Origin of the sequence: Micromonospora sp. DT178, from assembly GCF_049841695.1 — a bacterium.
Taxonomy (GTDB): Bacteria; Actinomycetota; Actinomycetes; order Mycobacteriales; family Micromonosporaceae; genus Micromonospora.
In genome coordinates this window covers 307,014-331,479 of record NZ_JBNCKV010000009.1, presented here as the reverse complement: position 1 = coordinate 331,479, position 24,466 = coordinate 307,014, and the positions used below count along the sequence as shown (strand labels likewise).

The window sequence follows — 24,466 nt, the reverse complement described above, 5'->3', positions numbered from 1 at the left end:
GCAGTTTTATGGTCCATGGCGTCCTGATCACCCCGGCGCTTGGCGTTGCGCGTTCCGTGCTGACGACGCGGGCGGGGGGGGGGGGGGGGCCCGCCCCCCCCCCCCCCCCCCCCCCCCCGCCGCCGTGGCAAGCACGTGCAGGTCGACGGCGGATGCCGCGTCGCCGGTCGGCGGCGGACGCCACCTGCGCGACGCGTCAGGCGCCGGGCGACGCGCGGTCAGCGGGAGGGTGGGACCGTGTCCCAGCGGGACGGCGGGACGGTGTCCCAGCCGGACGGCAGGGTCGGCACCGGCCAGGCCGGGTCCGGGCGCCAGACCGACCAGGCCTCGTCCCACCAGCGCTCCCCCGCGTCAAGCAGGGCGGCGATCCGGTCGCCCTCGGCCCGGATCGCCTCGGCCATCCCCGGGTAGCGCCCCTCGTCGAGACGCTGGGCGAACAGCTCCATGTCCTTCCAGACGTAGCGGTCGTCGCCGGCGCCCCACCAGAGGTCCAGCTCGTGGTCGAGGGTGTCCACCCCGATCGGCGTACGCCGCAACGGCTCCTGGAGGTTGAAGTACCAGCCGGCGAAGGCGCGCTCCGGGCCGGCCCAGAAGACGTCCACGGAGTGCGCCTCACCCGGGCGGTGCAGCATGAGCTTGCCGTGCCCGCTCCACGCCCGGTGCCCGGCGGCCTGCCACGGGTGCCGCCCGCACGGGAAGCCGCCGGCCTCGGGGAAGCCGAACTCCGCGCCCGGAGGCAGGTAGAGCGCGAGCAGGTCGGGCGAGTCCTCGACGCAGATCGTCGGGCAGCCGAACCACACCTCGCCGCGCAGGATCTCGCGCCGGACCACGACGTCGCCCGGCGCGAACCGGCCACCGTCGCCCGCCCGGTCACCGCTTCGCCCCGCCTCACCCGGAAGATCCACTCCCGCAGCCTAGCCAGCGCGGGGGCGGCACACCCCGAGCACAAACCCCGCGAGTACGGCGAAACCAAGTCGCATGTCGGACATAACGCGCCGATTCGGGGGTGACGCGCGGGCCACCGCCTCCCGCCGTCGGCCCCGGTCGATGCCGGAAGTCGACGGCGGTCGCGGCGGCGCCGGCCCGCGCACCGGGGACGTCGGATCAGCCGACGGCCTCCATCACCTCGTCGCTGACGTCGAAGTTCGCGTAGACGTTCTGCACGTCGTCGCAGTCCTCCAGGACGTCGATCAGCTTGAAGATCTTGCGGGCGCCCTCCTCGTCGAGGGGGACGTTGACGCTCGGGATCAGCGACGACTCGGCCGACTCGTACTCGATGCCGGCGTCCTGGAGCGCGGTGCGGACCGCGATCAGGTCGGTCGGCTCAGAGACCACCTCGAACGCCTCACCCAGGTCGTTGACCTCCTCGGCGCCGGCGTCGAGGACCGCCATCATGACGTCGTCCTCGGTCGTCGCGCCCTTGGGGACGATCACCACTCCCTTGCGGGAGAACATGTACGACACCGAGCCCGCGTCGGCGAGCGAGCCGCCGTTACGGGTCAGCGCGGTGCGCACCTCGGTCGCCGCGCGGTTGCGGTTGTCGGTCAGGCACTCGATCAGCATCGCCACGCCGTTCGGGCCGTAGCCCTCGTACATGATGGTCTGCCAGTCGGCGCCGCCGGCCTCCAGGCCCGAGCCACGCTTGACGGCGCGGTCGATGTTGTCGTTGGGGACCGAGTTCTTCTTCGCCTTCTGGATGGCGTCGTAGAGCGTCGGGTTGCCGGCCGGGTCACCGCCGCCGGTCCGCGCGGCGACCTCGACGTTCTTGATCAGCTTGGCGAACATCTTGCCGCGCTTGGCGTCGATGACCGCCTTCTTGTGCTTGGTCGTCGCCCACTTTGAGTGGCCGGACATCTGCTACCTCCGTTGCTACCCGCCGTCTGCATCGACCGACCGCGCACGCCCCGCTCCCGCCGGCGCACGCGGTGGTGCCGGTCAGCCCTGCGGGAAAGCCGTGACGGGCAGCTGGCCCCGCCGAATCTCGGCAATCCTACCGACGCCCGGCGGGTGGCTGTCACGCGCGGCACGGCGGCGGCCCGCCCGAAGCCGTGCGAACAGGGACGACGGGGACGGCCCGGGTGCCTGCGCCCCACCGCCGGGCGAACGGCGCGGGCGGGGCCCCTCCCGAGGAGGAGACCCCGCCCGACCTGCCAGGGGACCGCTCAGCGGGCGGCCCGGACCAGCTCCACGAAGTACGCGTGCACCCGCGCGTCGCCGGTCAGCTCCGGGTGGAACGAGGTGGCCAGCAGGTTGCCCTGCCGCACCGCCACGATCCGGCCGGCCGCCGGGCCCTCGGTCACCGTGCCGAGCACCTCGACGCCCTCGCCGACCCGCTCGACCCACGGCGCCCGGATGAACACCGCGTGGAACGGCCCGCCCTCGACCCCGGTGACCCCCACCGGCGCCTCGAACGAGTCGACCTGCCGGCCGAACGCGTTGCGCCGTACGGTCATCTCGATGCCGGCGAAGCCGCGCTGGTCGGGCCGGCCGTCGAGGACCTCGGTGGCCAGCATGATCATGCCGGCACAGGAGCCGTAGACCGGCATGCCGTCGGCGATCCGCTTGTCGATCGGCTCGCGCAGCTCGAAGATGTCGGCGAGCTTGCTGATCGTGGTGGACTCACCGCCGGGGATGACCAGCCCGTCCACCGCGTCCAGCTCCTGCGGGCGGCGTACCGGGCGGGCGTCCGCGCCGGCCGCCGCCAGCGCGGCAACGTGCTCGCGGACGTCCCCCTGGAGGGCGAGCACGCCGATCACGGGTGCGTCGCTCATGTCACCGTTCCTCTCGTCGACCTGCCGCGGTGGCCCCTCCGCCAGCCGAGGCGTGCGGAGGGGCGCTTCCTCACCAGCCGCGCTCGGCCAGGCGGTGCGGCTGCGGGATGTCGTCGACGTTGATGCCGACCATCGCCTCGCCGAGGCCCCGGGAGACCTTCGCCAGCACGTCCGGGTCGTCGTGGAAGGTGGTGGCCTTCACGATCGCCGCGGCCCGCTGCGCCGGGTTGCCGGACTTGAAGATGCCGGAGCCGACGAAGACGCCCTCGGCGCCGAGCTGCATCATCATCGCGGCGTCGGCCGGGGTGGCGATCCCACCGGCGGTGAACAGCACCACCGGCAGCTTGCCGCTCTCGGCGACCTCCTTGACCAGCTCGTACGGCGCCTGGAGCTCCTTGGCGGCCACGTACAGCTCGTCGGTCGGCAGCGAGCCCAGCCGGCGGATCTCCTGGCGGATCTTGCGCATGTGGGTGGTGGCGTTGGAGACGTCGCCGGTGCCGGCCTCGCCCTTGGAGCGGATCATGGCCGCGCCCTCGGTGATCCGGCGCAGGGCCTCGCCGAGGTTGGTCGCCCCGCAGACGAAGGGCACGGTGAAGGCCCACTTGTCGATGTGGTTGGCGTAGTCGGCCGGGGTCAGCACCTCGGACTCGTCGACGTAGTCGACGCCGAGCGACTGGAGGATCTGGGCCTCCACGAAGTGACCGATCCGGGCCTTGGCCATGACCGGGATGGAGACGGCGTTGATGATGCCGTCGATCATGTCGGGGTCGCTCATCCGGGACACCCCGCCCTGGGCACGGATGTCGGCGGGCACCCGCTCGAGCGCCATCACCGCGACGGCGCCGGCGTCCTCGGCGATCTTGGCCTGCTCGGCGTTGACCACGTCCATGATCACGCCGCCCTTGAGCATCTCGGCCATGCCGCGCTTGACGCGGGCGGTGCCGGTGACGGGGCTGGCGCTAGCGTTCTGGGCAGTGGTTTCGGGCACGGGTCATCGCTCCTCGAACGTGCTCGGGGGGTGGCTGCGGAAATGCTACGACGGTCCCAACGCCGATCCGACAGCCAATCAGGCCCACGGTGGCCTGCACTGTGGCAGTCGTCACCGGCCGCCCGCCGGTTCCTCCCCGGCCCGCCCCGGGCTCCCCGGCGCGACGTCCGTGCCCGGCTGGGCGGCGGCGTCCGGTGATCAGGACGCCATGGACCTCAACGCGGCCGGGTGACGTCCACGGGGTCCTGATCACGGTGCGCCCAGCTCGCGCCTGCGCCGGTTCAGCCGGCGGGGACGTCGGCCGGGACGGTGAGCGTCGGGTCGTCGATGTCGAAGTAGCGCGGCCACGGCCGGCGGCGCCCCATCCGCAACAGGCGCACCAGCGGGCGGCCCCGCGCCGCACGGGCGTCGCGGACCAGGTCGGTGTGCACCTGGCGGGCCAGGGCGAGCCGCCGGCTGGCGCCGATCACCGCCTCGCAGTCCGGATCCGCCGGGTCCAGCTCCACCGCCCGCAGCTGGCGGGTGAGGTCGTTCTCGGCGGCCTCCCGCTCGTCCGGCTCGGCGTCCAGCGCGATCCGCGCCGCCGCGTACAGCTCGACGCCGTAGCGGCGCTCGGCCAGGACCGCGGCGGCCGCCGCCCGGCGTAGCAGGTGGGCCTCCAGGGCGCGGGCCGCCAGCTCCGCCCGGGCGTGCAGCCGGCCGACCCGCCCGGCGGTCCAGACGAGGTACGCCACGACCAGCCCGACGACCAGGGCCGCGAGCACCACCCACCACATGCGCGACATCGTCTAGTCCAGCCCCACCCATTCGGTGTCCATGACCCGCCCGTCGGTGGCCTCGATCGCCGCCGCGTACACCTCCAGCACCCGCCGGGCGACCACGGGCCAGTCGAAGGTGGCCACCACCTGGTCACCGCAGGCGGTCAGCGCGGCCCGGGCGCCGGGATCGTCGAGCAGGTCGGCGAGGGCGGTACGCAGCGCGGCCGGGTCCCCGGTCGGGAACAGCCGGCCGGCCCGGCCGCCGTCGAGCACGCGGCGGAACGCGTCGAGGTCGCTGGCGACGACGGTGGTGCCCGCCGCGAGCGCCTCGGTGAGGATCATGCCGAAGGACTCGCCGCCGGTGTTCGGCGCCACGTAGAGGTGCACGCTGCGCAACATCCGCGCCTTGTCCTCCTCGGAGACCAGCCCGAGGAAGGTCACCCGGTCGCGCAGGTCGGCCGGGAACCGCCCGAACAGGTCGTCCGCGTCGCCGGGCCCGGCGACCAGCAGCCGCAGGCCGGGCCGCTGCCGGGCCAGCTCCACGAAGGCGTCCCGCAGGATCGGGAAGCCCTTGCGGGCCTCGGTGAACCGGCCGAGGAACCCGATCGCGCCGTCGCGGCCCGGTGGGCACTCCCCCGGCCAGCCCGGCAGGGGCAGCGCGTGACTGAACTTCGCGACGGCCACCCCGTTCGGGATCTCCACCGCCCCGCCGTCCATGTGCTCGACCTGCACCTTGCGCGCCAGCGCGCTGACCGCGATCCGGGCGGTGATCCGCTCCAGCACGATCTGGAGCACGCCCTGCGCGGCGGCCAGCGCCCGCGACCGGGTCATCGCGGTGTGGAAGGTGGCCACCACCGGGCCACGGGCGGAGAGCACCGCCAGCAGCGACAGGCTCAGGGTCAGCGGCTCGTGCACGTGCAGCACGTCGAACTCGCCCCGGATGATCCACCGCCGCACCCGCGCCGTGGAGACCGGGCCGAAGGCGATCCGGGCCACCGAGCCGTTGTACGGCAGGGGCAGGGCCCGTCCCGCCGGCACCACGTACGGCGGCAGTGGGGAGTCCTCGTCGGCCGGGGCGAGCACGCTCACCTCGTGGCCGAGCCCGATCAGCGCCTCGGCGAGGTCCATGACGTGGTTCTGCACCCCACCGGGCACGTCGAAGGAGTACGGGCACACGATGCCGATGCGCACGTGCAAACGCCTCCCTTACGCCTGTCCGGCGGCCGGGGAGGGCAGGGCCGCGTCGCCACCCGTGCCGTGCTGGTCCAGCCACATCCGCTGCAACATGTGCCAGTCTTCCGGATGCCGGGCGATGCCCGCCGCCAGACCGTCGGCGATCCGCTGGGTCAGCGACCGGACCCGCTGGTCGAGCGGGCCCTCCTCCAGGCCGGGCAGCGGCAGCGGTCCCTCGATCGAGGCGCACGCCGCGTCCGGTTCGTACCACATCGAGGCGACGTAGAGCGGCGCTCCGGTGCGCAGCGCGAGCAGGGCCGGGCCGGGGGGCATCCGGGTGCGGTGGCCGAAGAACTCGACCTCCACGCCCCGCGCGGAGAGATCGCGGTCGGCCAGCAGGGGCACCACCGTGCCGGCCCGGACCCGGTCGACCAGCACGTCGAAGGCGTTCCGCTCGCCGCCGTGGGTGGGCAGGATCTCCATGCCCAGGCTCCGGCGGAAGGCGAGGAAGCGCTGGTAGACGCCCTCGGGCCGGAGCCGCTCCGCGACCGTGGTGATCGGCCAGCCGGTCGCCGCCACCCAGGCGCCGGCGGCGTCCCAGTTGCCGGCGTGCGGCAGCGCCACCACCGCGCCCCGGCCGGCCGCCACGTCGGCGGCGAGCTTCTCCTCGCCGTCGAGCCGGAAGCCGGCCAGGATCTCCGCCCGGCTGAGCGCGGGCAGCCGGAACGCCTCCATCCAGTACCGGGCGTACGAGCGCAGGCCGCGGCGGACCAGCTCGTCGAGCTCGGCCTCCGGCAGGTCGGGGCCGACCACCCGGCGCAGGTTCGCGCGCAGTCGGGTCGTACCCCCGCCGCCGCGACGGTGGGCGCGGTCGGCGCCCGCCCGGAACGCCGCCGCCGCGACGGACCGGGGCAGCGCGCGGATCACGCGCCACCCGGCCACGTAGCCGAGCTCGGTGAGGTTCACCGGCGCCGGCCCCCCGCCCGCGGCAGACCCGCGGGTGTCGCGCTCACCCCTGCCCGCCCGGGGTGTGCACCCGCTGGGCCTGGCGGTAGACGTGTGCCATCCGCTGACCCACGGTGAAGATCGACACGGCGGCGAGCAGCCAGAGCGCGATCTCCAGCGCCGGGTCGACGCCGACGCCGGTGAGCAGCCCGCCGACGCCGACGATGAGCAGCCGCTCGGTGCGCTCGGCGATGCCCACGTTGCAGGTCATGCCGAGGCCCTCGGCGCGGGCCTTGACGTAGGAGACCAGCCCGCCGGCGGCCAGGCAGAGCAGCGCGGCGGCGACGCCGGAGTACTGGTGCTGCGTGGCCAGCCAGTACGCCACCGCGCCGAAGACGGCGCTGTCCGCGACCCGGTCCATGCTCGAATCCAGGAACGCCCCGAACTTCGTGGCGCCCCCGCTCATCCGGGCCATCGTCCCGTCGAGCAGGTCGGTGAGCGCGAAGAAGGTGACTATCAGGGCCCCGGCGACCAGATGACCGCGGGCACCGAAGCCGAGCGCACCGACGAGCACCCCGAGGGTGCCCGCCACGGTGACCGCGTTGGGAGTTACGCCCGCTCGGAGCAGGCGGCGTGCGACCGGCTCGACGACGCGGGTCATCCCCGCGCGGGCCGACACTTGGAAGATCTTCGCCATGGCGGTCCCACGATAACGGTCCGCGTAGCAGCAGCGGTACGGCCGGTCAGGCGACCCGCGGGGACGGAGCCTTGTGCCGACCCCGGATCGGGTGTGAGATCGAGGCAGGGAAGTGAGCCAGCTCACCCACCCGCCCGTTGATTACCCGCAATCCGGCACCGCACCGGAGGATGTCGCCGCGGAACCCGACCGGGCCGCTTCCCCGTCGCGCGCGGCGGTCGCCACCAACCACGGCTGAGGGAGGTGCGCCCCATGGCGCAGAAGAGTCAGGAGAAGGGGGCCGCCGGCGGCGCGCCGGTGGTGACCGAGCCCGGCAGGATCCGCAACGTGGTGCTCGTCGGGCACTCCGGAGCGGGCAAGACGACGCTGGTCGAGGCGCTGCTCGCGGCGAGCGGCACGATCGGCCGGGCCGGCACCGTCGCCGACGGCACGACCGTCTGCGACCACGACCCGGCAGCCGTACGCCAGCAGCGCTCGGTGAGCCTGGCCTGCGCGCCGCTGCTGCACGACGGGATCAAGGTCAACCTGCTCGACACCCCCGGCTACGCCGACTTCGTGGGCGAGTTGCGGGCGGGGCTGCGGGCCGCCGACGCGGCGCTGTTCGTGGTCTCCGCCGTCGACGGGATGGACGCCGCCACCGCCGCCCTCTGGGAGGAGTGCGCGGCGGTCGACATGCCCCGGGCCGTCGCCGTGGCCCGGCTGGACCACCCGCGCGCCGACTTCGACGAGGCGGTCGCGCTGTGCCAACGGGTCTTCGGTGACAACGTGATGCCGCTCTACCTGCCGATGCTCGGCGACGACGGGGTCTCCACCGCCGGCCTGCTCGGCCTGATCACCCGCCGGGTCTTCGACTACACCGCGGGTCTGCCGGCCGAGGTACGCGAGCCGGACCCGGAGCACCTGCCCGCCATCGCCGAGTCCCGCAACGAGCTGATCGAGGGGATCATCGCCGAGAGCGAGGACGAGTCCCTGATGGACCGCTACCTCGACGGCGAGGAGATCGGCACCGCCGTGCTCGTCGACGACCTGGAGAAGGCGGTCGCCCGCGGCCACTTCTACCCGGTGGTGCCGGTCTGCGCCGCGACCAGCGTGGGGCTGGACGCGCTGCTGGAGGTGCTCACCGCCGGCTTCCCGTCGCCGCTGGAGCACGAGCTGCCGGCGGTCGCCGGGGTGGACGGCTCCCCACGGCCGCCGCTGACCTGCGACCCGGCCGGCCCGCTGGTCGCCGAGGTGGTCAAGACGACCGTCGACCGGCACGTCGGCCGGGTCTCCCTGGTCCGGGTCTTCTCCGGCACCCTGCGCCCCGAGCAGACCGTGCACGTCTCCGGGCACGGGATGGCCGAGCGCGGCCACCCCGACCACGACGCCGACGAGCGGGTCGGCCACATCTACACGCCGCTGGGCGCGAGCCTGCGCGAGGTGGGCGCCTGCGTGGCCGGCGACATCTGCGCGATCACCAAGTCGGGCAGCGCGGAGACCGGCGACACCGTCTCCGCCAAGGACGACCCGCTGCTGATCGCCCCGTGGGAGATGCCCGAGCCGCTGCTGCCGGTGGCCGTCGCGGCCCGCAGCCGCGCCGACGAGGACGCCCTGGCGCGCAACCTGGCCCGCCTGGTCGCCGGCGACCCGACCATGCGGCTGGAGCGCAACCCGGAGACCCACCAGCTGGTGCTCTGGTGCATGGGCGAGGCACACGCCGACGTGGTGCTGGAGCGATTGCGCTCCGGCGGGGTGGAGCTGGACACCGAGCCCGTCCGGGTCGCGCTGCGCGAGACGCTGACCGTCCGGGCGTTGGGGCACGGCCGGCACGTCAAGCAGTCCGGCGGCCACGGCCAGTACGCCGTCTGCGACATCGAGGTCGAGCCGCTGCCGCCCGGCGTCGGATTCGAGTTCGTCGACCGGGTGGTCGGCGGGGCGGTGCCGCACAACTACGTCCCCTCCGTCGAGAAGGGCGTACGCGCCCAGATGGAGCACGGTCTGGTCGCCGGCCACCCGGTGGTGGACCTGCGGGTGACCCTCGTCGACGGCAAGGCGCACAGCGTCGACTCCTCCGACGCGGCCTTCCAGACCGCCGGCGCGCTGGCGCTGCGCGACGCCGCCGAGAAGGGCCAGCCGGCGCTGCTGGAGCCGGTCGACGAGGTGGTGGTCCGGGTGCCCGACTCCTCGGTGGGCGCGGTGCTGGGCGACCTGTCCGGCCGGCGGGGCCGGGTGCTCGGCACCGAGGCCGACCCCGAGGCCGAGGGGCGCACCGTGGTCCGCGCCGAGGTACCCGCCACGGAGCTGCTCCGCTACGCGGTCGAGCTGCGCTCCATGACGTCGGGCACCGGCACGTTCCGCCGCCACTTCGTCCGCTACGACCCGATGCCCACCCACCTGGCCGACCAGATCCGCAAGGAACACCCCACCCACCCCTAGCCCTCTCCCCCACCACCCCGCTCCTACCGGCCCGCCGGGTGGCCGTGTCGCGAGGTCGCGGGGCCGGGTCAGGGGCGGGCGGTGGGGAGCATCGGGCTCGGCCAGTAGGGGCGGTCGGCGTCGCGCAGGGCGGCCGACCGCAGCGCGGCCAGCTGGCGCTCCACCTCGGCGAACTGGTCGGCGGGCAGCGGGCCCCGGCGCAGGGCGCCGGCGTTCTCCTCCACCTGCGCCACGGTGCGGCAGCCGGGAATCGGGACCGTACGGTCGCTGCGCGCCCAGAGCCACCCGAGCGCGCCCTGGGCGAGGGTACGCCCGTCGGCGGTCAACGCCGCCCGTACGGCGGTGACGCGGCGCAGCCACTCCGGCGCCGGCCGGCCGCCCCGGAACCACTCCAGCCAACCGGGGGCGACCCCGCGTACGTCGTCGCGCGGCAGCGTGGAGCCGGCCGTGTACTTGCCGGAGAGCAGCCCCATCCCCAGCGGTCCCCGGTTGACGCTGGCCAGGTCGTGCTTGTCGCAGACGGCGAGCAGCTCGGGGGCGTCCCGGAGCACCGACAGCGTGTGCTGCACGGCGGTGGCGTGCCGGGCGTCCCGCCCGAACGCGGCGGCCCGGTCGGGGCGGTCGGTGCTCCAGCCGTACGCCCGGATCAGCCCCTCGGCGACCAAGTCCTCCAGGGTGCCCACGAGCGCCTCGGCGCGCGGCACCGGCAGGTCCGCCAGGTGCAGCTGGTAGAGGTCGATCCGGTCGGTGCCCAGCCGGCGCAGCGAGTGTGCGACGGCCTGCCGCAGGTACGCCGGGGAGGGGTCCTCGCCGGTGGCCTGGCGGGTGGCCTCGTCGAAGGTGTAGCCCCACTTGGTGGCGATCACGGCCTCGTCGCGCCGGCCGGCGAGCGCCCGGCCGAGCACCCGCTCCCCGTGCCCGGCCCCGTAGGTGTCGGCGGTGTCGAAGAGCGTCACCCCGAGGTCGAGCGCGTGCCGGATCGCGCGGACCGACTCGTCGTCGTCGACGGCGCCCCAGCCCAGCGGTTGGCTGCCCTCGGCCCAGGGGCCGCCGATCGCCCAGCACCCCATGCCGAGGGCGCTGACCTCGATGCCGCTGCGACCCAACGTCCGCGTCGTCACTGCCATCGCCAGATCGTGCCACCTCGCGCCCGACCCGGAGCAGAAAGTTCACGACGACACGACCACGCGCGGCCGCCCGCCCCGGACGCGGAGAAGGACACGACCACGCGCGACCGCCGGTCGCCCCGGACGCGGGGAAGGGCCCGGCAGGCGCAGCCGCCCACCGTCAGGGGCACCAGGGAGGGACCCCGCGCGGACGAACCGGACGACCGCCGGGAAGGACGGGCGGACGAGCCGGACGATCGCCGGGAAGGACGGGCGGGTCGGTCAGGTCGGCCAGGCCCGGGTGAACAGGTCGCGGGTGTCGGTGAGCAGTTGCGGCAGGACCTTCGTCTGCCCGATCACGGGCATGAAGTTGGCGTCCCCGCCCCAGCGGGGCACCACGTGCTGGTGCAGGTGCGCGGCGATCCCCGCGCCGGCCACGCCGCCCTGGTTCATGCCCAGGTTGAACCCGTGCGCGTTGCTCACCTTGCGTACGACCCGCATGGCGGTCTGGGTGAACGCCGCCAGCTCGGTGGTCTCGGCCAGGTCCAGCTCGGTGTAGTCGGCCACGTGCCGATAGGGGCAGACCAGCAGGTGCCCGGGGTTGTAGGGATAGAGGTTGAGCACCGCGAACACGTGCTCGCCCCGGGCCACCACCAGGCTCTCCTCCGGCGCCAGCCCCGGGGCCCGGCAGAACGGGCAGCCGGCGGGCCGCTCGTAGCCGCCCTCGGGCCGGTCCTCCCCGGAGATGTAGGTCATCCGGTGCGGAGTCCAGAGCCGCTCCAGGCCGTCGGCCATGCCGCTGTCCATGTGCCGTTCCACCCCAGTCACGCCACCGATCCTACGTTCCCGGCGGCGGGCGCCCCGGACGCCGTACGCCGGTCCGCGCCCGACCCCGACGCCCTCTGGGGCCCGGGTCGCGTTCAGGGGGACGGATAGGGGGTGAAGGTTCTTGACGAACTGATGAACATGAATGAAGAATCCCATCCACATACATCACCCCCTGTCGATGGGAGCCCATCGTGAGAACCGCATTCCGCCGGATCGGCCGGGCCTTCGCCGCCTGCACCCTCGCTGCGGTCACCACCCTCGTCGGGGTGGTGGCGACGAGCAGCGCGGCCCAGGCCGACGGCTGCTACACCTGGGGACGCACCCTGGCGCAGGGGGCGTCCGGCGAGGACGTCCGGCAGCTGCAGATCCGGCTCGCCGGCTACCCCGGCTACAACGCGGTGCTCGGCCTCGACGGGGCGTTCGGCCCGGCCACCCGGTCCGCCGTGATCCGCTTCCAGCAGGCGTACGGCCTGAGCGCCGACGGCGTCGCCGGCCCGCAGACCTTCAACACGCTCTACGCGCTGCAGGACGACGACTGCACCCCGGTCAACTTCACCTACGCCGAGCTGAACAACTGCAACAGCACCTGGTCCGGTGGTGCCGTCTCCGCGAGCACCGCCCGGTTCAACGCGCTGGTGTCGATGTGGAAGCTCCAGGCCATGCGGAAGGCCCTCGGCAGCGTGTCGATCTACATCAGCAGCGGCTTCCGCAGCTACTCGTGCAACAGCGCGGTCGGCGGCGCCTCCAACAGCCGGCACCTCTACGGCGACGGCGTCGACCTGGTCGGGTCGCCCTCGTTCTGCCGGCTCGCCCAGCAGGCCCGCTACCACGGCTTCGGCAACATCCTCGGCCCCGGCTACCCGGGTCACAACGACCACACCCACGTCGGTGCGGTCGGTGGCTGGTCCGCGCCGAGCTGCGGGATCTGACGACCTGACGACGAAGGCCCCCCGCGGTGCGGGGGGCCTTCGGTGCGTGGCGGGTCAGGCGGCGGACGGGCCGACGTTGGTCCGGGAGCCGACCACGTCGAGCACGTGGGCCACGGCGTCGGCGACCGGCACGCCGTTGCGCTGCGAGCCGTCCCGGTAGCGGAACGAGACGGTGCCGGCGGCCACGTCGTCGTCGCCGGCGATCACCATGAACGGGATCTTCTGCTGCTGGGCGGTGCGGATCTTCTTCTGCATCCGGTCGTCGCCCGCGTCGACCTGGGCGCGGACGCCCTCGGCGCGCAGCGCGGCGACGAAGCCGTGCAGGTAGTCGGTGTGGTCCTCGCGGATCGGGATGCCGACCACCTGCACCGGCGCCAGCCACGCCGGGAACGCGCCCGCGTAGTGCTCGGTGAGCACCCCGAAGAAGCGCTCGATCGAGCCGAAGAGCGCCCGGTGGATCATCACCGGCCGCTGCCGGGTGCCGTCGGCGGCCTGGAACTCCAGCCCGAAGCGCTCCGGCAGGTTGAAGTCGACCTGGATGGTGGACATCTGCCAGGTCCGGCCGATGGCGTCCTTGGCCTGCACCGAGATCTTCGGGCCGTAGAAGGCCGCGCCACCCGGGTCGGGCACCAGGTCCAGCCCGGACTCCTCGGCGGCGGAGCGCAGGGCCTCGGTGGCCCGCTCCCAGTTCTCGTCGGTGCCGACCGACTTCTCCGGGTTGCGGGTGGACAACTCCAGGTAGAAGTCGTCCAGGCCGTAGTCACGCAGCAGTTCGAGCACGAAGACGAGCAGCGACTTCAGCTCGCCCGCCATCTGCTCCTCGGTGCAGAAGATGTGCGCATCGTCCTGGGTCATGCCGCGTACCCGGGTCAGGCCGTGCACCACGCCGGACTTCTCGTAGCGGTAGACAGTGCCGAACTCGAACATCCGCAGCGGCAGCTCGCGGTAGGACCGCCCCCGGGACCGGAAGATCAGGTCGTGCATCGGGCAGTTCATCGGCTTGAGGTAGTAGCTCGCGCCCTCGACCTCCATGGGCGGGAACATGCCGTCGGCATACCAGTCCAGGTGCCCGGAGACCTCGTACAGGTGGCCCTTGGTGATGTGCGGGGTGTTGACGAAGGCGTAGCCGGCCTGCTCGTGCTTGATGCGCGAGTAGTTCTCCATCTCCCGGCGGATGATGCCGCCCTTGGGGTGGAAGACCGCCAGGCCCGAACCCAGCTCGTCGGGGAAGCTGAACAGGTCCAGGTCCGCGCCGAGCTTGCGGTGGTCGCGCCGCGCGGCCTCCTCCAGCAGCTTCAGGTACGCCTTCAGCTCGTCCCGGGTCGGCCAGGCGGTGCCGTAGACCCGCTGGAGCTGCGGGTTCTTCTCCGACCCCCGCCAGTACGCGGCGGCCGAGCGCATCAGCTTGAACGCGCCGATCAGCCGGGTGTTCGGCAGGTGCGGGCCCCGGCACAGGTCCGACCAGCAGACCTTGTCCTCGGTGGCGGCGAGGTTGTCGTAGATGGTCAGCTCGCCGCCGCCCACCTCCATCACCTCGGAGGTGTCCAGCCCCTCGCCCTTGACGTCGATGAGCTCCAGCTTGAACGGCTCGGCGGCCAGCTCGGCCTTCGCCTCGTCGAGGCTGCCGAAGCGCCGGCGGCGGAACCGCTGGCCGGACTTGACGATCTCCTGCATCCGCTTCTCGAGCTTGCCGAGGTCGTCCGGCTGGAACGGCTTTTCGACGGCGAAGTCGTAGTAGAAGCCGTTCTCGATGGGCGGGCCGATGCCGAGCTTGGCCTCCGGGAAGACGTCCTGCACGGCCTGGGCGAGCACGTGCGCGCAGGAGTGCCGCAGCACGTTGAGCCCGTCCGGCGAGTCGAGGCTGACCGGCTCGACCTCGGTGTCGGCCTGCGGGGCCCAGTCCAGGTCGCGCAGCTGGCCCTGCGGGTCGCGGACCACCACGATCGCCTTCGGGCCGGACGCGGGCAGACCGGCCGCGGCCACCGCGTCGGCCGCCGTGGTCCCGGCGGCGACGACGACGGGGTCGGCCACGGCGGGGGTACGGGGTGCGGACACGGTGACTCCTCCAGCAGACGGCACGGATGACGCCGAACGTTCGGCTCCTGCGATGCTATCGGTCGCCCCCGCCGGCACGGTCGCCGACGCCACCGCCCCCGGGTCCGTGGGACGGGCGCCGCCCCGCCGACACCCCGGGCGTGGCCGACCGCGTCGGGTCCGGCCGGCGTCGTGAGCCTCGCGTTGAACCTTTCCGTCCCCGCATCCGAACTGTTCGGTGTGGCCGGAACCGGTGCCGGCCCCGTGGAGACGGATGGGACCGACGATGGCGACGATGCACGGTGCGCGCCCCGGGCGCCGGGCCGCGACGATGGCGACGATGCGCGGTGCGCACCCCCGGCGCCGGGCCGCGACGATGGCGACGATGCGCGGTGCGCGGCCCCGGCGCCGGGCCGCGACGATGGCCGTCCTGGTGGCGGCCGGGGTGCTGACCTGGCCCGCCCCGGCGTACGCGACCGACGTGACGACCAGCCCGACGCAGGCGCGGCAGGGCGGTTCCGTGAAGCTGGAGTTCGTGGTGCCCGACGAGCTGCCGGGCGCCCGCGCCGACCGGATCGAGGTCCGGCTGCCGGCCGACGCCCCGATCGCCGAGGTCTATCCGATGTCGGTGCCCGGCTGGGCGCCCCGGATCACCTCCCGCCGGCTCGACCAGCCGGTCGCCGGCATCCACTCGTCCCGGGTCGACGAGGTCGTCAGCGCGGTGACCTGGATCCGGATGCCCGGCACGGCCCCCGGCCCGGCCCGGCTCACCCTGTCCATGGGGCCGCTGCCGCAGGCCGACCGGCTCACCTTCGAGGTGGTGCGCACGTACGCCGACGGGACGGTGGTGCGCTGGGCCGGGCCGACCGGGGCCCGCCGGGCGCCGGCGCTCACCCTGCTGCCTCCGGCCCCCGGTGGCGCGGCGGCCGGGCACGGTGGGCACGGCGCCGGCCCGGCAGCCGGGGCCGCCGGGGCGCCGCCCGGCGGGGTCGGCGACGTACCGGCCGCGGGGGCCCGGGCGGCCGGTGTGCCGGCGGGCGGCGACGCCCCGGCCGGCGGGAACGCGGACGGGATGCTGGCCGCCGGGCTGCTCGCCGGCCTCGGCGGGGGCGCGGCGATCGGCTGGCTGGTCAGCCGATGGCGCCGCCGCGAGCCGGCCGAGCCGGTCGACCTGTCGGTGCTGCGGGAGGACCCGACGTCCCCGACCGACGCCGGGGCGGGGTCGCCGGGCGGGCCGGTCGCCGCCCGCTGAGCGCGGCGCGCGCAGGTCAGCCGGCCCAGTCCGGCAGGGGCTCCCGGGCAGCCAGCCACCCGGCCGGCACCCCGCCCGGGGTCCCGACGCCGGTGTGCGCGGCCACCACCGCCCCGACGATCGCGGCGGTGGTGTCGACGTCCCCGCCGGCCTCGACGCAGGCGCGCACCGCCGCCGGGTAGTCGTCCAGGTGCACGGCGGCCACCCAGCAGGTGAAGGCGACGGTGTCCTGGGCGGTGACCCGGGAGCCGTTGCCGAGCACGTCGGCGGCCTCGGCGACCGACCGGTCGAGCAGGCCGGCGGCCCGGCGCACGCCCCGGTGCACCTCGGTGGCCGGGTCCAGCGCGGCGGTGACGCCGGCCAGCAGCCGGTCCGGGGCGGGCCGGTGGCCGTCGAGGCGGGCGCGGGCGGCCAGCGACGCCGCCACCGCCACCGCCACCGCGCCGGCGACGCCCTCCGGGTGCGCGTGGGTCACCTCGGCCGACGCCCGGGCCTGCGTCGCCGCCCGCGCGGTGGAGTCGGCGTACCACGCGCCCAGCGGGCCGACCCGCATCGCCGCGCCGTTGCCGCAGGAGCCCTGGCCGTCGAAGGCCGAGGCGGCCGCGACCGGCCACGGCGTGCCGGTGCGGATCAGCCGCAGGATGGTCACCGCGCCCGGCCCGTACCCCCGGTAGGGCTCGCAGCGCTCGGCGAAGGCCGCGGCGAGCGCGTCCCGGTCGATCCGGCCGGTCTCGGCGAGGGCGGCGACCACCGAGCAGGCCATCTCGGTGTCGTCGGTCCACTGCCACGGCGGTGGGGGCAGCTTCCCGGTGGCCAGGTCGCCCGGGTGCCGGCCGGGGACGAAGAACTGTGAGCCGAGCGCGTCGCCGACCGACAGGCCGGCGAGGGAGTCCCGGGCCAGCGCGAGGCGGGTGTCGGGAAAGAGCGTGAAGGACATCGTTGTACCAGCTTGCCCCGTTGCCGCGTGCGCCGCAACGCGCTCGACTTGCCACCGCGAGTACGGTCTTGCTGTGGCCACCGTGCTCCTGGTCGAAGACGATCACGTCGTACGCGGCGCGATGCTGCGATCCCTCGCCGACCGGGGGCACGCCGTGCACGCCGTCGGCACGGCGCTGGACGCGCTGCGCCGGGTGGCGGCCGAGACCCCCGACCTCGTGGTGCTCGACCTCGGGCTGCCCGACCTCGACGGCTCGGACGCGCTGCGGATGCTGCGCGGCATCACCGACGTGCCGATCATCATCGCCACCGCCCGCGACGACGAGCAGTCCGTGGTCCGGCTGCTGCGCGCCGGGGCCGACGACTACATGGTCAAGCCGTTCACCGGCGCGCACCTCGACGCGCGGATCACCACCGTGCTGCGCCGGGCCGGGCGGGCCAGCCGGACGGTGCAGCCGGCCGTGCACAGCGTCGGCGGGCTGCGGGTGGACGTCGGCGAGCGCAGCGCCCACCTCGACGGCGAGCCGCTGGCGCTGACCCGCAAGGAATTCGACCTGCTGGCCTATCTCGCCGCACGACCGGGCCGGGTAGTGTCCCGCCGGGAACTTCTGGAGGAGGTATGGCGGCAGCCATCGGTCGGCGAGGACCAGACCATCGACGTTCACCTGTACTGGCTGCGCCGCAAAATGGGCGAGTCCGCGGCGAAGCCGCGCTACCTGCGCACCGTGCGGGGGGTCGGCTTCCGGCTGGTGGCGCCGGACTGAGGCCGTCGCTGGCCCTGCTCACGGCCGGCATGTGCGCCCTGGTGGCGCTGGCGTTCCTCGTCCCGCTCGCCCTCGGTCTCGGGGACCGGGCGCGCGAGGAGGCCATCGCCGACGCCGCCCGGCGCAGCGCGCTGGTGACCGGCGCCCTCACCGTCAGCACCGACCCCGCCGTGGTGCAGCGGGTCGTGGCGGCCAGCGGCGACGACCCGGCCACCCGGCCGGTCGTGCGCGGGCTCGGGATGGACGAGTCGTCGGCCCGCGCCGACGCCGGGAGCCTGGAACGCGCGCGGGCCGAGCGGCGCTCCGTGGTCGTCGACGTCGAGGGCGGCGTGCTCCGGCTGGACCCGGTGGTGCTCGGCGACACCACGGCCGTGGTCGAGGTGTTCGTGCCCGAGTCGGCGCTAGGCGGCAACAGCCGGTGGCTGCTGCTGCTCGGGGTGGCCGCCGCACTGGTGGCCGCGGCGGTGCTGGTGGTGGACCGGGTCGCCGCCCGCGCGGTCGACTCGGCCCGGGGCCTGGTCCGGGCGGCGCTCGCGATCGGCGACGGCGACCAGGGCGTACGCGTCGACCCGAGCGGCCCTCGGGAACTGGCCGAGGCCGGGCACGCCTTCAACCGGATGGCCGACCGGCTGGACGCGGCCCGCACCGACGAGCGGGAGTTGGTCGCCGACCTGTCGCACCGGCTGCGTACCCCGCTGACGGTGCTGCGGCTGGACGCGGAGGCGCTGGAGTCCGACGACACCAGCGTGGGCTCGTTCAGCGAGGCGGAGCTGGACCGGCGGCGGGGCATCCGCCGGATCCGGCAGGCGATCGTCACCCTCGAGGGCGAGATCGACGTGCTGATCAAGACCACCCGCAAGGCGGTCGCGCACGAGGCCGGGCCGGCGGAGTGCGACGTCAGCGAGGTGGTGCGGGACCGGATGGTGTTCTGGGCCGCCCTGGCCGGCGACCAGAACCGGCCGCACCGGGTCAGCGGCGCCCAGCTGCGCATCCCGGCGCCGGTTCCCCGGGCCGAGCTGGCCGCCGCGCTGGACGCGGTGATCGGCAACGTCTTCCGCTACACCCCTCAGGGCACCGCATTCGAGGTGGCGGTCTCCCGCCGCGACGGATACGTGGCCATCCGGATCGACGACGCCGGCCCGGGGATCGCCAATCCGGACCGGGCGCTGCGCCGGGGCGCCAGCGACCAGGGCTCGACCGGGCTGGGGCTGGACATCGCCAAGCGGGTGGCGTTGCAGGCGAACGGCTCGGTCAGCATCGACCGGGCCCGGCTGGGCGGGGCGAGCGTGGTGATGCTGCTCGCCGACCCGGAGGCGACGCCCCGGCAGGTCAGCCGGTTCGGCCTGGTCGGCCGGATGGCGCGGGAGCAGAAGACCGGCAGCCGTCGCTGGCCCCGCCAGCGGCCCACCGACGACTGAGCGGCCCGGGCTCAGGCCCCGGAGCGGCGGGCGGTTGTGGGGCAGCGCAAGTCTTCCTTAGATCGGGGTTAACCACGGTGCCGGAGCGGGTCGGCGCTGACAGGATCGAATCCGAACCCATCAGTTCCACCGGTCAGTGCCTCGGGGCACCCCACCGGCCGGTGGAACCGGGCGCGCGGCGGGAGACTCGGTCCCCCCACACCTCCTCCCGCCGCGCGCCGTCCCCTCCGCTCAGCCGGTGGCGGCGGCCAGGTGGGCGTCGATCTCGGCGGTGATCCGCCGCTTGCCGGCCGGGTCCAGGAACGAGGCGGTCACCGCGTCGCGGGCCAGCGCGGCCAGCCCCTCCGGGCCCACGTCGAGCAGCCGGGCCGCGACGGCGTACTCGTCGTCGAGGGTGGTGCCGAACATCGGCGGGTCGTCGGAGTTGATGGTGACCAGCAGGCCGGCGTCGACCAACTGCCGCAGCGGGTGCTCCTCGATGCTGGCGACCGCGCGGGTACGCACGTTGGAGGTCGGGCAGACCTCCATGCCGATCCGGTGCTCGGCGAGATACGCCAGCAGCTCCGGGTCCCGTGCGGCGGAGATGCCGTGCCCGATCCGCTCCGCGCCGAGGTCGCGCAGCGCGTCCCAGACGGTCTCGGGGCCGGTGGTCTCGCCGGCGTGCGGCACCGAACGCAGCCCGGCCGCCCGGGCCCGGTCGAAGTACGGCTTGAACTGCGGCCGTGGCACCCCGATCTCGGGGCCGCCGAGGCCGAAGCTGATCAGCCCGTCCGGGCGCTCCTCCAGCGAGATGCGCAGCGTCTCCTCGGCCGCCGCCAGGCCGGCCTCGCCGGGGATGTCGAAGCACCAGCGCAGCTCGATGCCGAAGTCCGCCTCGGCCCGCTTGCGGGCGTCCTCGATCGCCTCGCAGAACGCGGGCGCGGGGATCCCCCGGTGCACGTGCGAGTAGGGCGTGACGGTCAGCTCGGCGTAGCGGACCTGCTGGCGGGCCAGCTCGCGGGCGACCTCGTGGGTGAGCAGCCAGACGTCGTCGGGGTCGCGGATCAGGTCCACGACGCTCAGGTAGACCTCGATGAAGTGCGCGAAGTCGCGGAAGGCGAAGTAGTCGGCGAGCGCGGCCGGGTCGGCGGGCACGGGGCTGCGGCCCTCGTGGCGGGCGGCCAGCTCGGCGACGATCCGGGGCGAGGCGGAGCCGACGTGGTGCACGTGCAGCTCCACCTTGGGCAGTCCGGCAATGAAGGTTTGCAGGTCGGTCACTGGTTCTCCTCTGCGCGGGCGCCGGTGCGGGCGACGAAGAAGACGCGGCGGAACGGGAAGTGCACCTGGCCGTGCCGCACCGGGTACGCCTCGCCGAGGCATACGCCAAGCTCGGCCCGGAAGTCGGACCAGCCGGCGGCGTCCAGGGCCGCACGGACCGGCCGGAGCGCCGTCCCCTCCAGCCAGCTCAGCACGGGGTGGTCGGCGTCGGCGCGGGCCGGCAGCAGGTGCACGTAGGTAGTCTCCCAGGCGTCGACCGCGCAGCCGGCACCGGTCAACAGGTCGGCGTAGCCGACGGCGGTGTCGTCGGCCGGGGGGCGGCGCAGCAGTCCGGCGACGTCGGCACGCCACGCCGGCCGGTCGGCGACCTCGCGCAGCGCCCGGTGCGAGGGGGCGTCGAAGTTGCCCGGCACCTGCACGGCCAGCCAGGCCCCGGCGGGCAGTTCCCGGGCCCAGCGGGTGAGCAGCTCCCGGTGGCCGGGCACCCACTGGAGCACGGCGTTGCTGACCACGACGTCCACGTCGGGTTCCGGGTGCCAGTGCCGGACGTCGCCGACGGCGAAGGAGACCCCGGGGGCGACGGCGGTGGCCTGCGCGATCATCTCCGGCGAGGAGTCGAGGCCGGCGACCCGGCTGTCCGGCCACCGCGCGGCGAGGGTGGCGGTCAGGTTGCCCGGGCCGCAGCCGAGGTCGACCACCGCGCGCGGGCGCGCGGCGGGGACCCGGGCGAGCAGGTCGTGGAAGGGCCGGGAGCGCTCGTCGCCGTAGCGCAGGTACGTCGTCGGATCCCACATCGCTGCCTCCCAAACCGTACGTCCGTCTTGTTTCACCGTACGGCCCGTCGCGCGACCGGACAAGCCGATCACTAGGCTCAGTCCCATGCAGCAGCGCACCTTCCCCCGGCTGGGGCGGCGCGCCGGGGTGATCGGGCTGGGCGCCTGGCAGCTCGGCGCGGACTGGGGCACGGTCAGCGAGGCCGACGCCACCGCCGTACTGACCGCCGCCGTCGAGTCGGGGGTCACCTTCCTCGACACGGCGGACGTCTACGGCGACGGGCGCAGCGAGCAGCTCATCGGGCGGTTCCTGCGCAGCCGGCCCGACGCCACGCTGACGGTCGCCACCAAGATGGGCCGCCGCGTCGCGCAGACGCCCGAGGCGTACACCCTGGCGCACTTCCGCGAGTGGACCGACCGGTCCCGGCGCAACCTCGGCGCGGACACGCTCGACCTGGTGCAGCTGCACTGCCCGCCCACCGCCGTCTTCGCCGACGACGCCGTCTTCGACGCGCTGGACACCCTGGTCGCCGAGGGACGCGTCGCCGGCTACGGGGTGAGCGTGGAGACCTGCGACCAGGCGCTCACCGCCATCGCCCGGCCGGGGGTGGCCAGCGTCCAGATCATCCTCAACGCGCTGCGGCACAAGCCCCTCGACCGGGTGCTCCCGGCCGCTGCCGCCGCCGGGGTCGGCATCATCGCCCGCGTCCCGCTGGCCAGCGGGTTGCTCTCCGGCCGCTACGACGAGCACACCACCTTCGCGGCCGACGACCACCGCAGCTACAACCGGCACGGCGAGGTGTTCGACGTCGGCGAGACCTTCTCCGGTGTCGACTTCGCGCTGGGCCTGGCCGCCGTACGCCGGTTGGCGCCGCTGGTCGGCGACGGGCGCACGATGGCCCAGTTCGCGCTGCGCTGGGTCGTCGACCAGCCCGGCGTCACCGTGGTCATCCCGGGCGCGCGCGACGCCGCCCAGGCCCGGGGCAACGCCGCCGTGGCCGACCAGGCGCCGCTCTCCGGACGGGAGCTGGCGGCGGTGGCGGAGGTCTACGAGGAGCTGGTCCGGCCGCGGGTGCACGACCGGTGGTAGGTCGGGTGGCCGGGACGGGGATCGACGGAGGGAAGACGCGATGAAGGGCTGGCTGCCGCTCACCCTCGGCCTGCTCGCCGTGGTCGGCGGTGCGGTGTGGACGGTGCAGGGCCTCGGCTACGTCGAGGGCAGCGTGATGACCGACCGACGGATCTGGGCCGTGCTGGGGCCCCTCGTCGTCCTCGCCGGGCTGGTCGCGCTCTGGTTCGGGCTGCGCGTCCGCAAGCGCCGCTGAGCGCCGTCGGCGGGCCCCTGCCTCTCGCCGCCCCCGGCAGCCCGCACCCCGGTTTCACGTCCGGCCACGGCGGCCGGCGTCGTAACGCGGAAAGCCCCGCATCCCGGGCGGGATACGGGGCTTCGCTGTGATCCGGGCGCCGGATCACCCACTGGCCGGCGGCTGCCGACCGGCACTGCTCAGATGGGGCGGACCTGCTCGGCCTGCGGACCCTTCTGACCCTGGGCGATCTCGAACTCCACCCGCTGGTTCTCCTCCAGCGTGCGGTAGCCGCTGGTCTGGATGGCCGAGAAGTGGACGAACACGTCAGCACCCCCGCCGTCGACGGTGATGAAGCCGAAGCCCTTGTCTGCGTTGAACCACTTCACGGTTCCCTGCGCCATGTGTATCTCCTTCTAAAACTGGCGGCCGAGCACGCCGTGCGGCCGATTGGCCGTTTTCGAGCAGCGGTGCCTGAGGCGGCCCCCACGAAGGAGACTTCGCTCAACCCACGCCATCTCTCAACAGCGTGGAACAGCAAACCACGTAGCGAAAACTCTGCACAGACTACCGGACGAAATTCTTCGACATGTGACCTGACGGATGCCGAAGATCCGCTGGGTGGGCCCTTGCACGCGCGCGAAAAGGCCCCCGCGCCGTCGTGACGATGCGGGGGCCTTTCGACGTTGTCCGGTCAGTCCGGCCAGCTTCCGGTGAACCGGCGTACGCCCACCGCGCCACCCCGGTCGACGGCGGCCCGGACGACCGAGAAGATCGCGCCCTGCAACGCCGCCGCCGCCAGGACCTCGCCCCAGCCGCGATCCTCGTCGGTGGCGCTGGGCGCCTCGCCGTCGCCCGCCGTCATCTTCCACACCTGCCGGAAGATCACGCCCGCGACCGCACCGGCGGCGATGCCCATCAGCACGCCGACCGGCTTGTACGCGGCCTTTCCGATACCCCTGCTCACCGCTGCCTCCCCCGAACGATCACCAACACGATCACGGCCGCCACCGCGCCGGCCGCGAGGGCGACGAACGGCGTCGGGTTACGCCGAACGACGGCGCCCTTCTCCTGCGCCTGCCCCCGCGCGAGCTGCGCCTTCTGCGCCGCCTGCCCGCGCACCCGGGCCACGGTCTGCGCCGCCTGGTCCCGCACCCGCTCCTTCGCCTGGTCGGCGGAGGACCTCAGCCGCGCCTTGACGTCGGCCTTGGCCGCCAACGCCTCCATCGTCTCGCCCAGCTCGACCCGGGTCCGCCGGATCTCCTCCCGCAGCGCCTCGGTGTCGCCGCTGCCCCGGCCGTTGCCCGTCGTCATGCCCGTCCCCTGTCCTTCACGGCGGCGGCGACCGTGTCCACGTCCGCCCGGACGCTACGGACCGCGGCCTCCGGCACCGGCGGGACCGCCTGGCTGACCTGCTTCTTGCCCACCAGGGCCAGGACGCCGGCCATCGCGAAGAGCACCACCGCGACGATCAGGGCCGCCGCCCAGGCCGGAAGCACCAGGTCGAGCAGCAGGATCGCGGTGGCGACCAGGGCACCGAGGCCGTAGAGCGCCAGCGCCCCGCCACCGCCGAAGAGACCGATGCCGATACCGGCGTGCTTGCCCTTCTGGGTCAGCTCCGCCCGGGCCAGGGCCAGTTCGTCCCGGACCAGGCGGGAGACCTGCTCCGTGGCCCGCTGCACCAGCTCGGCGGTGGACGGCTCGCTCCCGGTACGGGATGTGCGGGCGTTCGCCACGTCAGCCATGCTGTCCTCCTTTCATCATCACCGCGCTGTATGCCCGGAGTCGCCGCCCGCCAATCCTTCGTCCGGCGGTCGGTGAGCCCGGACCGCCGCGTCCCGAGCCGCCGCACGGCGCGGAAGAAGATGCAGAAGCGTCGCGCAGCGGTTCCCGCCACACGCCCGGTCAAACTTCCCGAGCCAGCGCACTTCGCCCGACCACCCCACGAGGCACAACCCCGCCCACACCTCCAACGCCCCCGGCCCCCACAGGTCACGACCCACCCCCGGAAGGCCCTGACCGCGCCGCGCCGCCCCGGTCGCGCCGCCCCGGTCGCGCCGACCCGGTCGCGCCGACCCGGTCGCGTCGGCGTACTGCCCACCACAACTGCATGATCGG

General features: G+C 74.3%; 25 protein-coding genes. 7 read left to right on the top strand and 18 right to left on the bottom strand.

Annotated features, from left to right (window positions below):
* Positions 1-218 precede the first annotated feature (218 nt).
* From ACLQ22_RS19460 to pgsA, 8 genes are all read right to left on the bottom strand, one after another.
* The gene (locus ACLQ22_RS19460) at positions 219-905 is read right to left on the bottom strand and encodes a DUF402 domain-containing protein (protein ID WP_425693552.1); all 687 of its coding nucleotides are present in this window, start codon (positions 903-905) and stop codon (positions 219-221) included.
* 199 nt (positions 906-1,104) lie between these two features.
* Positions 1,105-1,854, bottom strand: a complete 750-nt coding sequence (locus ACLQ22_RS19455) for a YebC/PmpR family DNA-binding transcriptional regulator (protein WP_425693551.1) — start codon at positions 1,852-1,854, stop codon at positions 1,105-1,107.
* 308 nt (positions 1,855-2,162) lie between these two features.
* Complete coding sequence (pdxT, locus tag ACLQ22_RS19450) at positions 2,163-2,771, bottom strand: pyridoxal 5'-phosphate synthase glutaminase subunit PdxT (protein ID WP_425693550.1); 609 nt, start codon at positions 2,769-2,771, stop codon at positions 2,163-2,165.
* 70 nt (positions 2,772-2,841) lie between these two features.
* Positions 2,842-3,759 (bottom strand): pyridoxal 5'-phosphate synthase lyase subunit PdxS, encoded by a 918-nt coding sequence (gene pdxS, locus ACLQ22_RS19445; protein WP_363896040.1) that lies wholly within the window; start codon positions 3,757-3,759, stop codon positions 2,842-2,844.
* Between the two features lie 281 nt (positions 3,760-4,040).
* Positions 4,041-4,535, bottom strand: a complete 495-nt coding sequence (locus ACLQ22_RS19440) for a hypothetical protein (RefSeq protein ID WP_366640268.1) — start codon at positions 4,533-4,535, stop codon at positions 4,041-4,043.
* Between the two features lie 12 nt (positions 4,536-4,547).
* Positions 4,548-5,708 (bottom strand): glycosyltransferase family 4 protein, encoded by a 1,161-nt coding sequence (locus ACLQ22_RS19435; RefSeq protein ID WP_121395392.1) that lies wholly within the window; start codon positions 5,706-5,708, stop codon positions 4,548-4,550.
* Positions 5,709-5,723: 15 nt separating this feature from the next.
* A complete protein-coding gene (locus ACLQ22_RS19430) occupies positions 5,724-6,656 on the bottom strand; it encodes a phosphatidylinositol mannoside acyltransferase (protein WP_425693549.1) in 933 nt (310 codons plus the stop codon).
* A gap of 43 nt (positions 6,657-6,699) precedes the next feature.
* On the bottom strand, positions 6,700-7,332 hold the full coding sequence (gene pgsA, locus ACLQ22_RS19425) for a phosphatidylinositol phosphate synthase (RefSeq protein WP_366639203.1): 633 nt from the start codon (positions 7,330-7,332) through the stop codon (positions 6,700-6,702).
* A 252-nt stretch (positions 7,333-7,584) separates the two neighbouring features.
* On the opposite strand from pgsA, the gene ACLQ22_RS19420 reads away from it, so the two are divergent.
* Positions 7,585-9,747, top strand: a complete 2,163-nt coding sequence (locus ACLQ22_RS19420) for an elongation factor G-like protein EF-G2 (protein ID WP_425693548.1) — start codon at positions 7,585-7,587, stop codon at positions 9,745-9,747.
* Between the two features lie 68 nt (positions 9,748-9,815).
* Here ACLQ22_RS19420 and ACLQ22_RS19415 read toward each other — a convergent pair whose 3' ends face one another.
* Positions 9,816-10,874 carry an aldo/keto reductase gene (locus ACLQ22_RS19415; protein WP_425693547.1) on the bottom strand — a complete coding sequence of 353 codons (1,059 nt, stop codon included), beginning with the start codon at positions 10,872-10,874 and terminating at the stop codon, positions 9,816-9,818.
* A gap of 261 nt (positions 10,875-11,135) precedes the next feature.
* On the bottom strand, positions 11,136-11,648 hold the full coding sequence (locus ACLQ22_RS19410) for an HIT family protein (RefSeq protein WP_199729380.1): 513 nt from the start codon (positions 11,646-11,648) through the stop codon (positions 11,136-11,138).
* Between the two features lie 224 nt (positions 11,649-11,872).
* On the opposite strand from ACLQ22_RS19410, the gene ACLQ22_RS19405 reads away from it, so the two are divergent.
* Positions 11,873-12,610, top strand: a complete 738-nt coding sequence (locus ACLQ22_RS19405) for a D-Ala-D-Ala carboxypeptidase family metallohydrolase (RefSeq protein ID WP_425693546.1) — start codon at positions 11,873-11,875, stop codon at positions 12,608-12,610.
* A gap of 54 nt (positions 12,611-12,664) precedes the next feature.
* Here ACLQ22_RS19405 and thrS read toward each other — a convergent pair whose 3' ends face one another.
* Complete coding sequence (gene thrS, locus ACLQ22_RS19400; protein WP_425693545.1) at positions 12,665-14,665, bottom strand: threonine--tRNA ligase; 2,001 nt, start codon at positions 14,663-14,665, stop codon at positions 12,665-12,667.
* A gap of 319 nt (positions 14,666-14,984) precedes the next feature.
* Between thrS and ACLQ22_RS19395 the strand changes: the two genes are divergently transcribed.
* On the top strand, positions 14,985-15,896 hold the full coding sequence (locus ACLQ22_RS19395; protein ID WP_425693544.1) for a YcnI family protein: 912 nt from the start codon (positions 14,985-14,987) through the stop codon (positions 15,894-15,896).
* Positions 15,897-15,912: 16 nt separating this feature from the next.
* Here the strand turns inward: ACLQ22_RS19395 and ACLQ22_RS19390 are convergent, their stop codons facing one another.
* Positions 15,913-16,833, bottom strand: a complete 921-nt coding sequence (locus ACLQ22_RS19390) for an ADP-ribosylglycohydrolase family protein (protein WP_425693543.1) — start codon at positions 16,831-16,833, stop codon at positions 15,913-15,915.
* 73 nt (positions 16,834-16,906) lie between these two features.
* Between ACLQ22_RS19390 and ACLQ22_RS19385 the strand changes: the two genes are divergently transcribed.
* Positions 16,907-17,596 carry a response regulator transcription factor gene (locus tag ACLQ22_RS19385; RefSeq protein ID WP_089001050.1) on the top strand — a complete coding sequence of 230 codons (690 nt, stop codon included), beginning with the start codon at positions 16,907-16,909 and terminating at the stop codon, positions 17,594-17,596.
* A 29-nt stretch (positions 17,597-17,625) separates the two neighbouring features.
* Positions 17,626-19,014, top strand: a complete 1,389-nt coding sequence (locus ACLQ22_RS19380) for a HAMP domain-containing sensor histidine kinase (protein WP_425693542.1) — start codon at positions 17,626-17,628, stop codon at positions 19,012-19,014.
* 231 nt (positions 19,015-19,245) lie between these two features.
* On the opposite strand, the gene ACLQ22_RS19375 is transcribed toward ACLQ22_RS19380, so the two are convergent.
* Together ACLQ22_RS19375 and ACLQ22_RS19370 are read right to left on the bottom strand one after the other, a co-directional pair.
* Positions 19,246-20,271 carry an adenosine deaminase gene (locus ACLQ22_RS19375; RefSeq protein WP_121395411.1) on the bottom strand — a complete coding sequence of 342 codons (1,026 nt, stop codon included), beginning with the start codon at positions 20,269-20,271 and terminating at the stop codon, positions 19,246-19,248.
* Positions 20,268-21,065 carry a trans-aconitate 2-methyltransferase gene (locus ACLQ22_RS19370; protein WP_425693541.1) on the bottom strand — a complete coding sequence of 266 codons (798 nt, stop codon included), beginning with the start codon at positions 21,063-21,065 and terminating at the stop codon, positions 20,268-20,270. The genes ACLQ22_RS19375 and ACLQ22_RS19370 overlap by 4 nt, the downstream gene beginning before the upstream one ends.
* A gap of 85 nt (positions 21,066-21,150) precedes the next feature.
* Between ACLQ22_RS19370 and ACLQ22_RS19365 the strand changes: the two genes are divergently transcribed.
* Positions 21,151-22,134 (top strand): aldo/keto reductase, encoded by a 984-nt coding sequence (locus ACLQ22_RS19365; protein WP_425693540.1) that lies wholly within the window; start codon positions 21,151-21,153, stop codon positions 22,132-22,134.
* Between the two features lie 40 nt (positions 22,135-22,174).
* Positions 22,175-22,369 carry a hypothetical protein gene (locus ACLQ22_RS19360; RefSeq protein WP_425693539.1) on the top strand — a complete coding sequence of 65 codons (195 nt, stop codon included), beginning with the start codon at positions 22,175-22,177 and terminating at the stop codon, positions 22,367-22,369.
* Positions 22,370-22,548: 179 nt separating this feature from the next.
* Here the strand turns inward: ACLQ22_RS19360 and ACLQ22_RS19355 are convergent, their stop codons facing one another.
* The 4 genes from ACLQ22_RS19355 to ACLQ22_RS19340 form a co-directional block, all read right to left on the bottom strand.
* Positions 22,549-22,752, bottom strand: coding sequence for a cold-shock protein (locus tag ACLQ22_RS19355; protein WP_007075740.1), 204 nt, complete (start codon positions 22,750-22,752; stop codon positions 22,549-22,551).
* Between the two features lie 290 nt (positions 22,753-23,042).
* Positions 23,043-23,315 (bottom strand): DUF4235 domain-containing protein, encoded by a 273-nt coding sequence (locus ACLQ22_RS19350; RefSeq protein WP_425693538.1) that lies wholly within the window; start codon positions 23,313-23,315, stop codon positions 23,043-23,045.
* On the bottom strand, positions 23,312-23,662 hold the full coding sequence (locus ACLQ22_RS19345) for a DUF3618 domain-containing protein (RefSeq protein ID WP_425693537.1): 351 nt from the start codon (positions 23,660-23,662) through the stop codon (positions 23,312-23,314). Before ACLQ22_RS19345 ends, ACLQ22_RS19350 begins: the two co-directional genes overlap by 4 nt.
* On the bottom strand, positions 23,659-24,093 hold the full coding sequence (locus tag ACLQ22_RS19340; protein WP_121395423.1) for a phage holin family protein: 435 nt from the start codon (positions 24,091-24,093) through the stop codon (positions 23,659-23,661). The genes ACLQ22_RS19345 and ACLQ22_RS19340 overlap by 4 nt, the downstream gene beginning before the upstream one ends.
* Positions 24,094-24,466 lie beyond the last annotated feature (373 nt).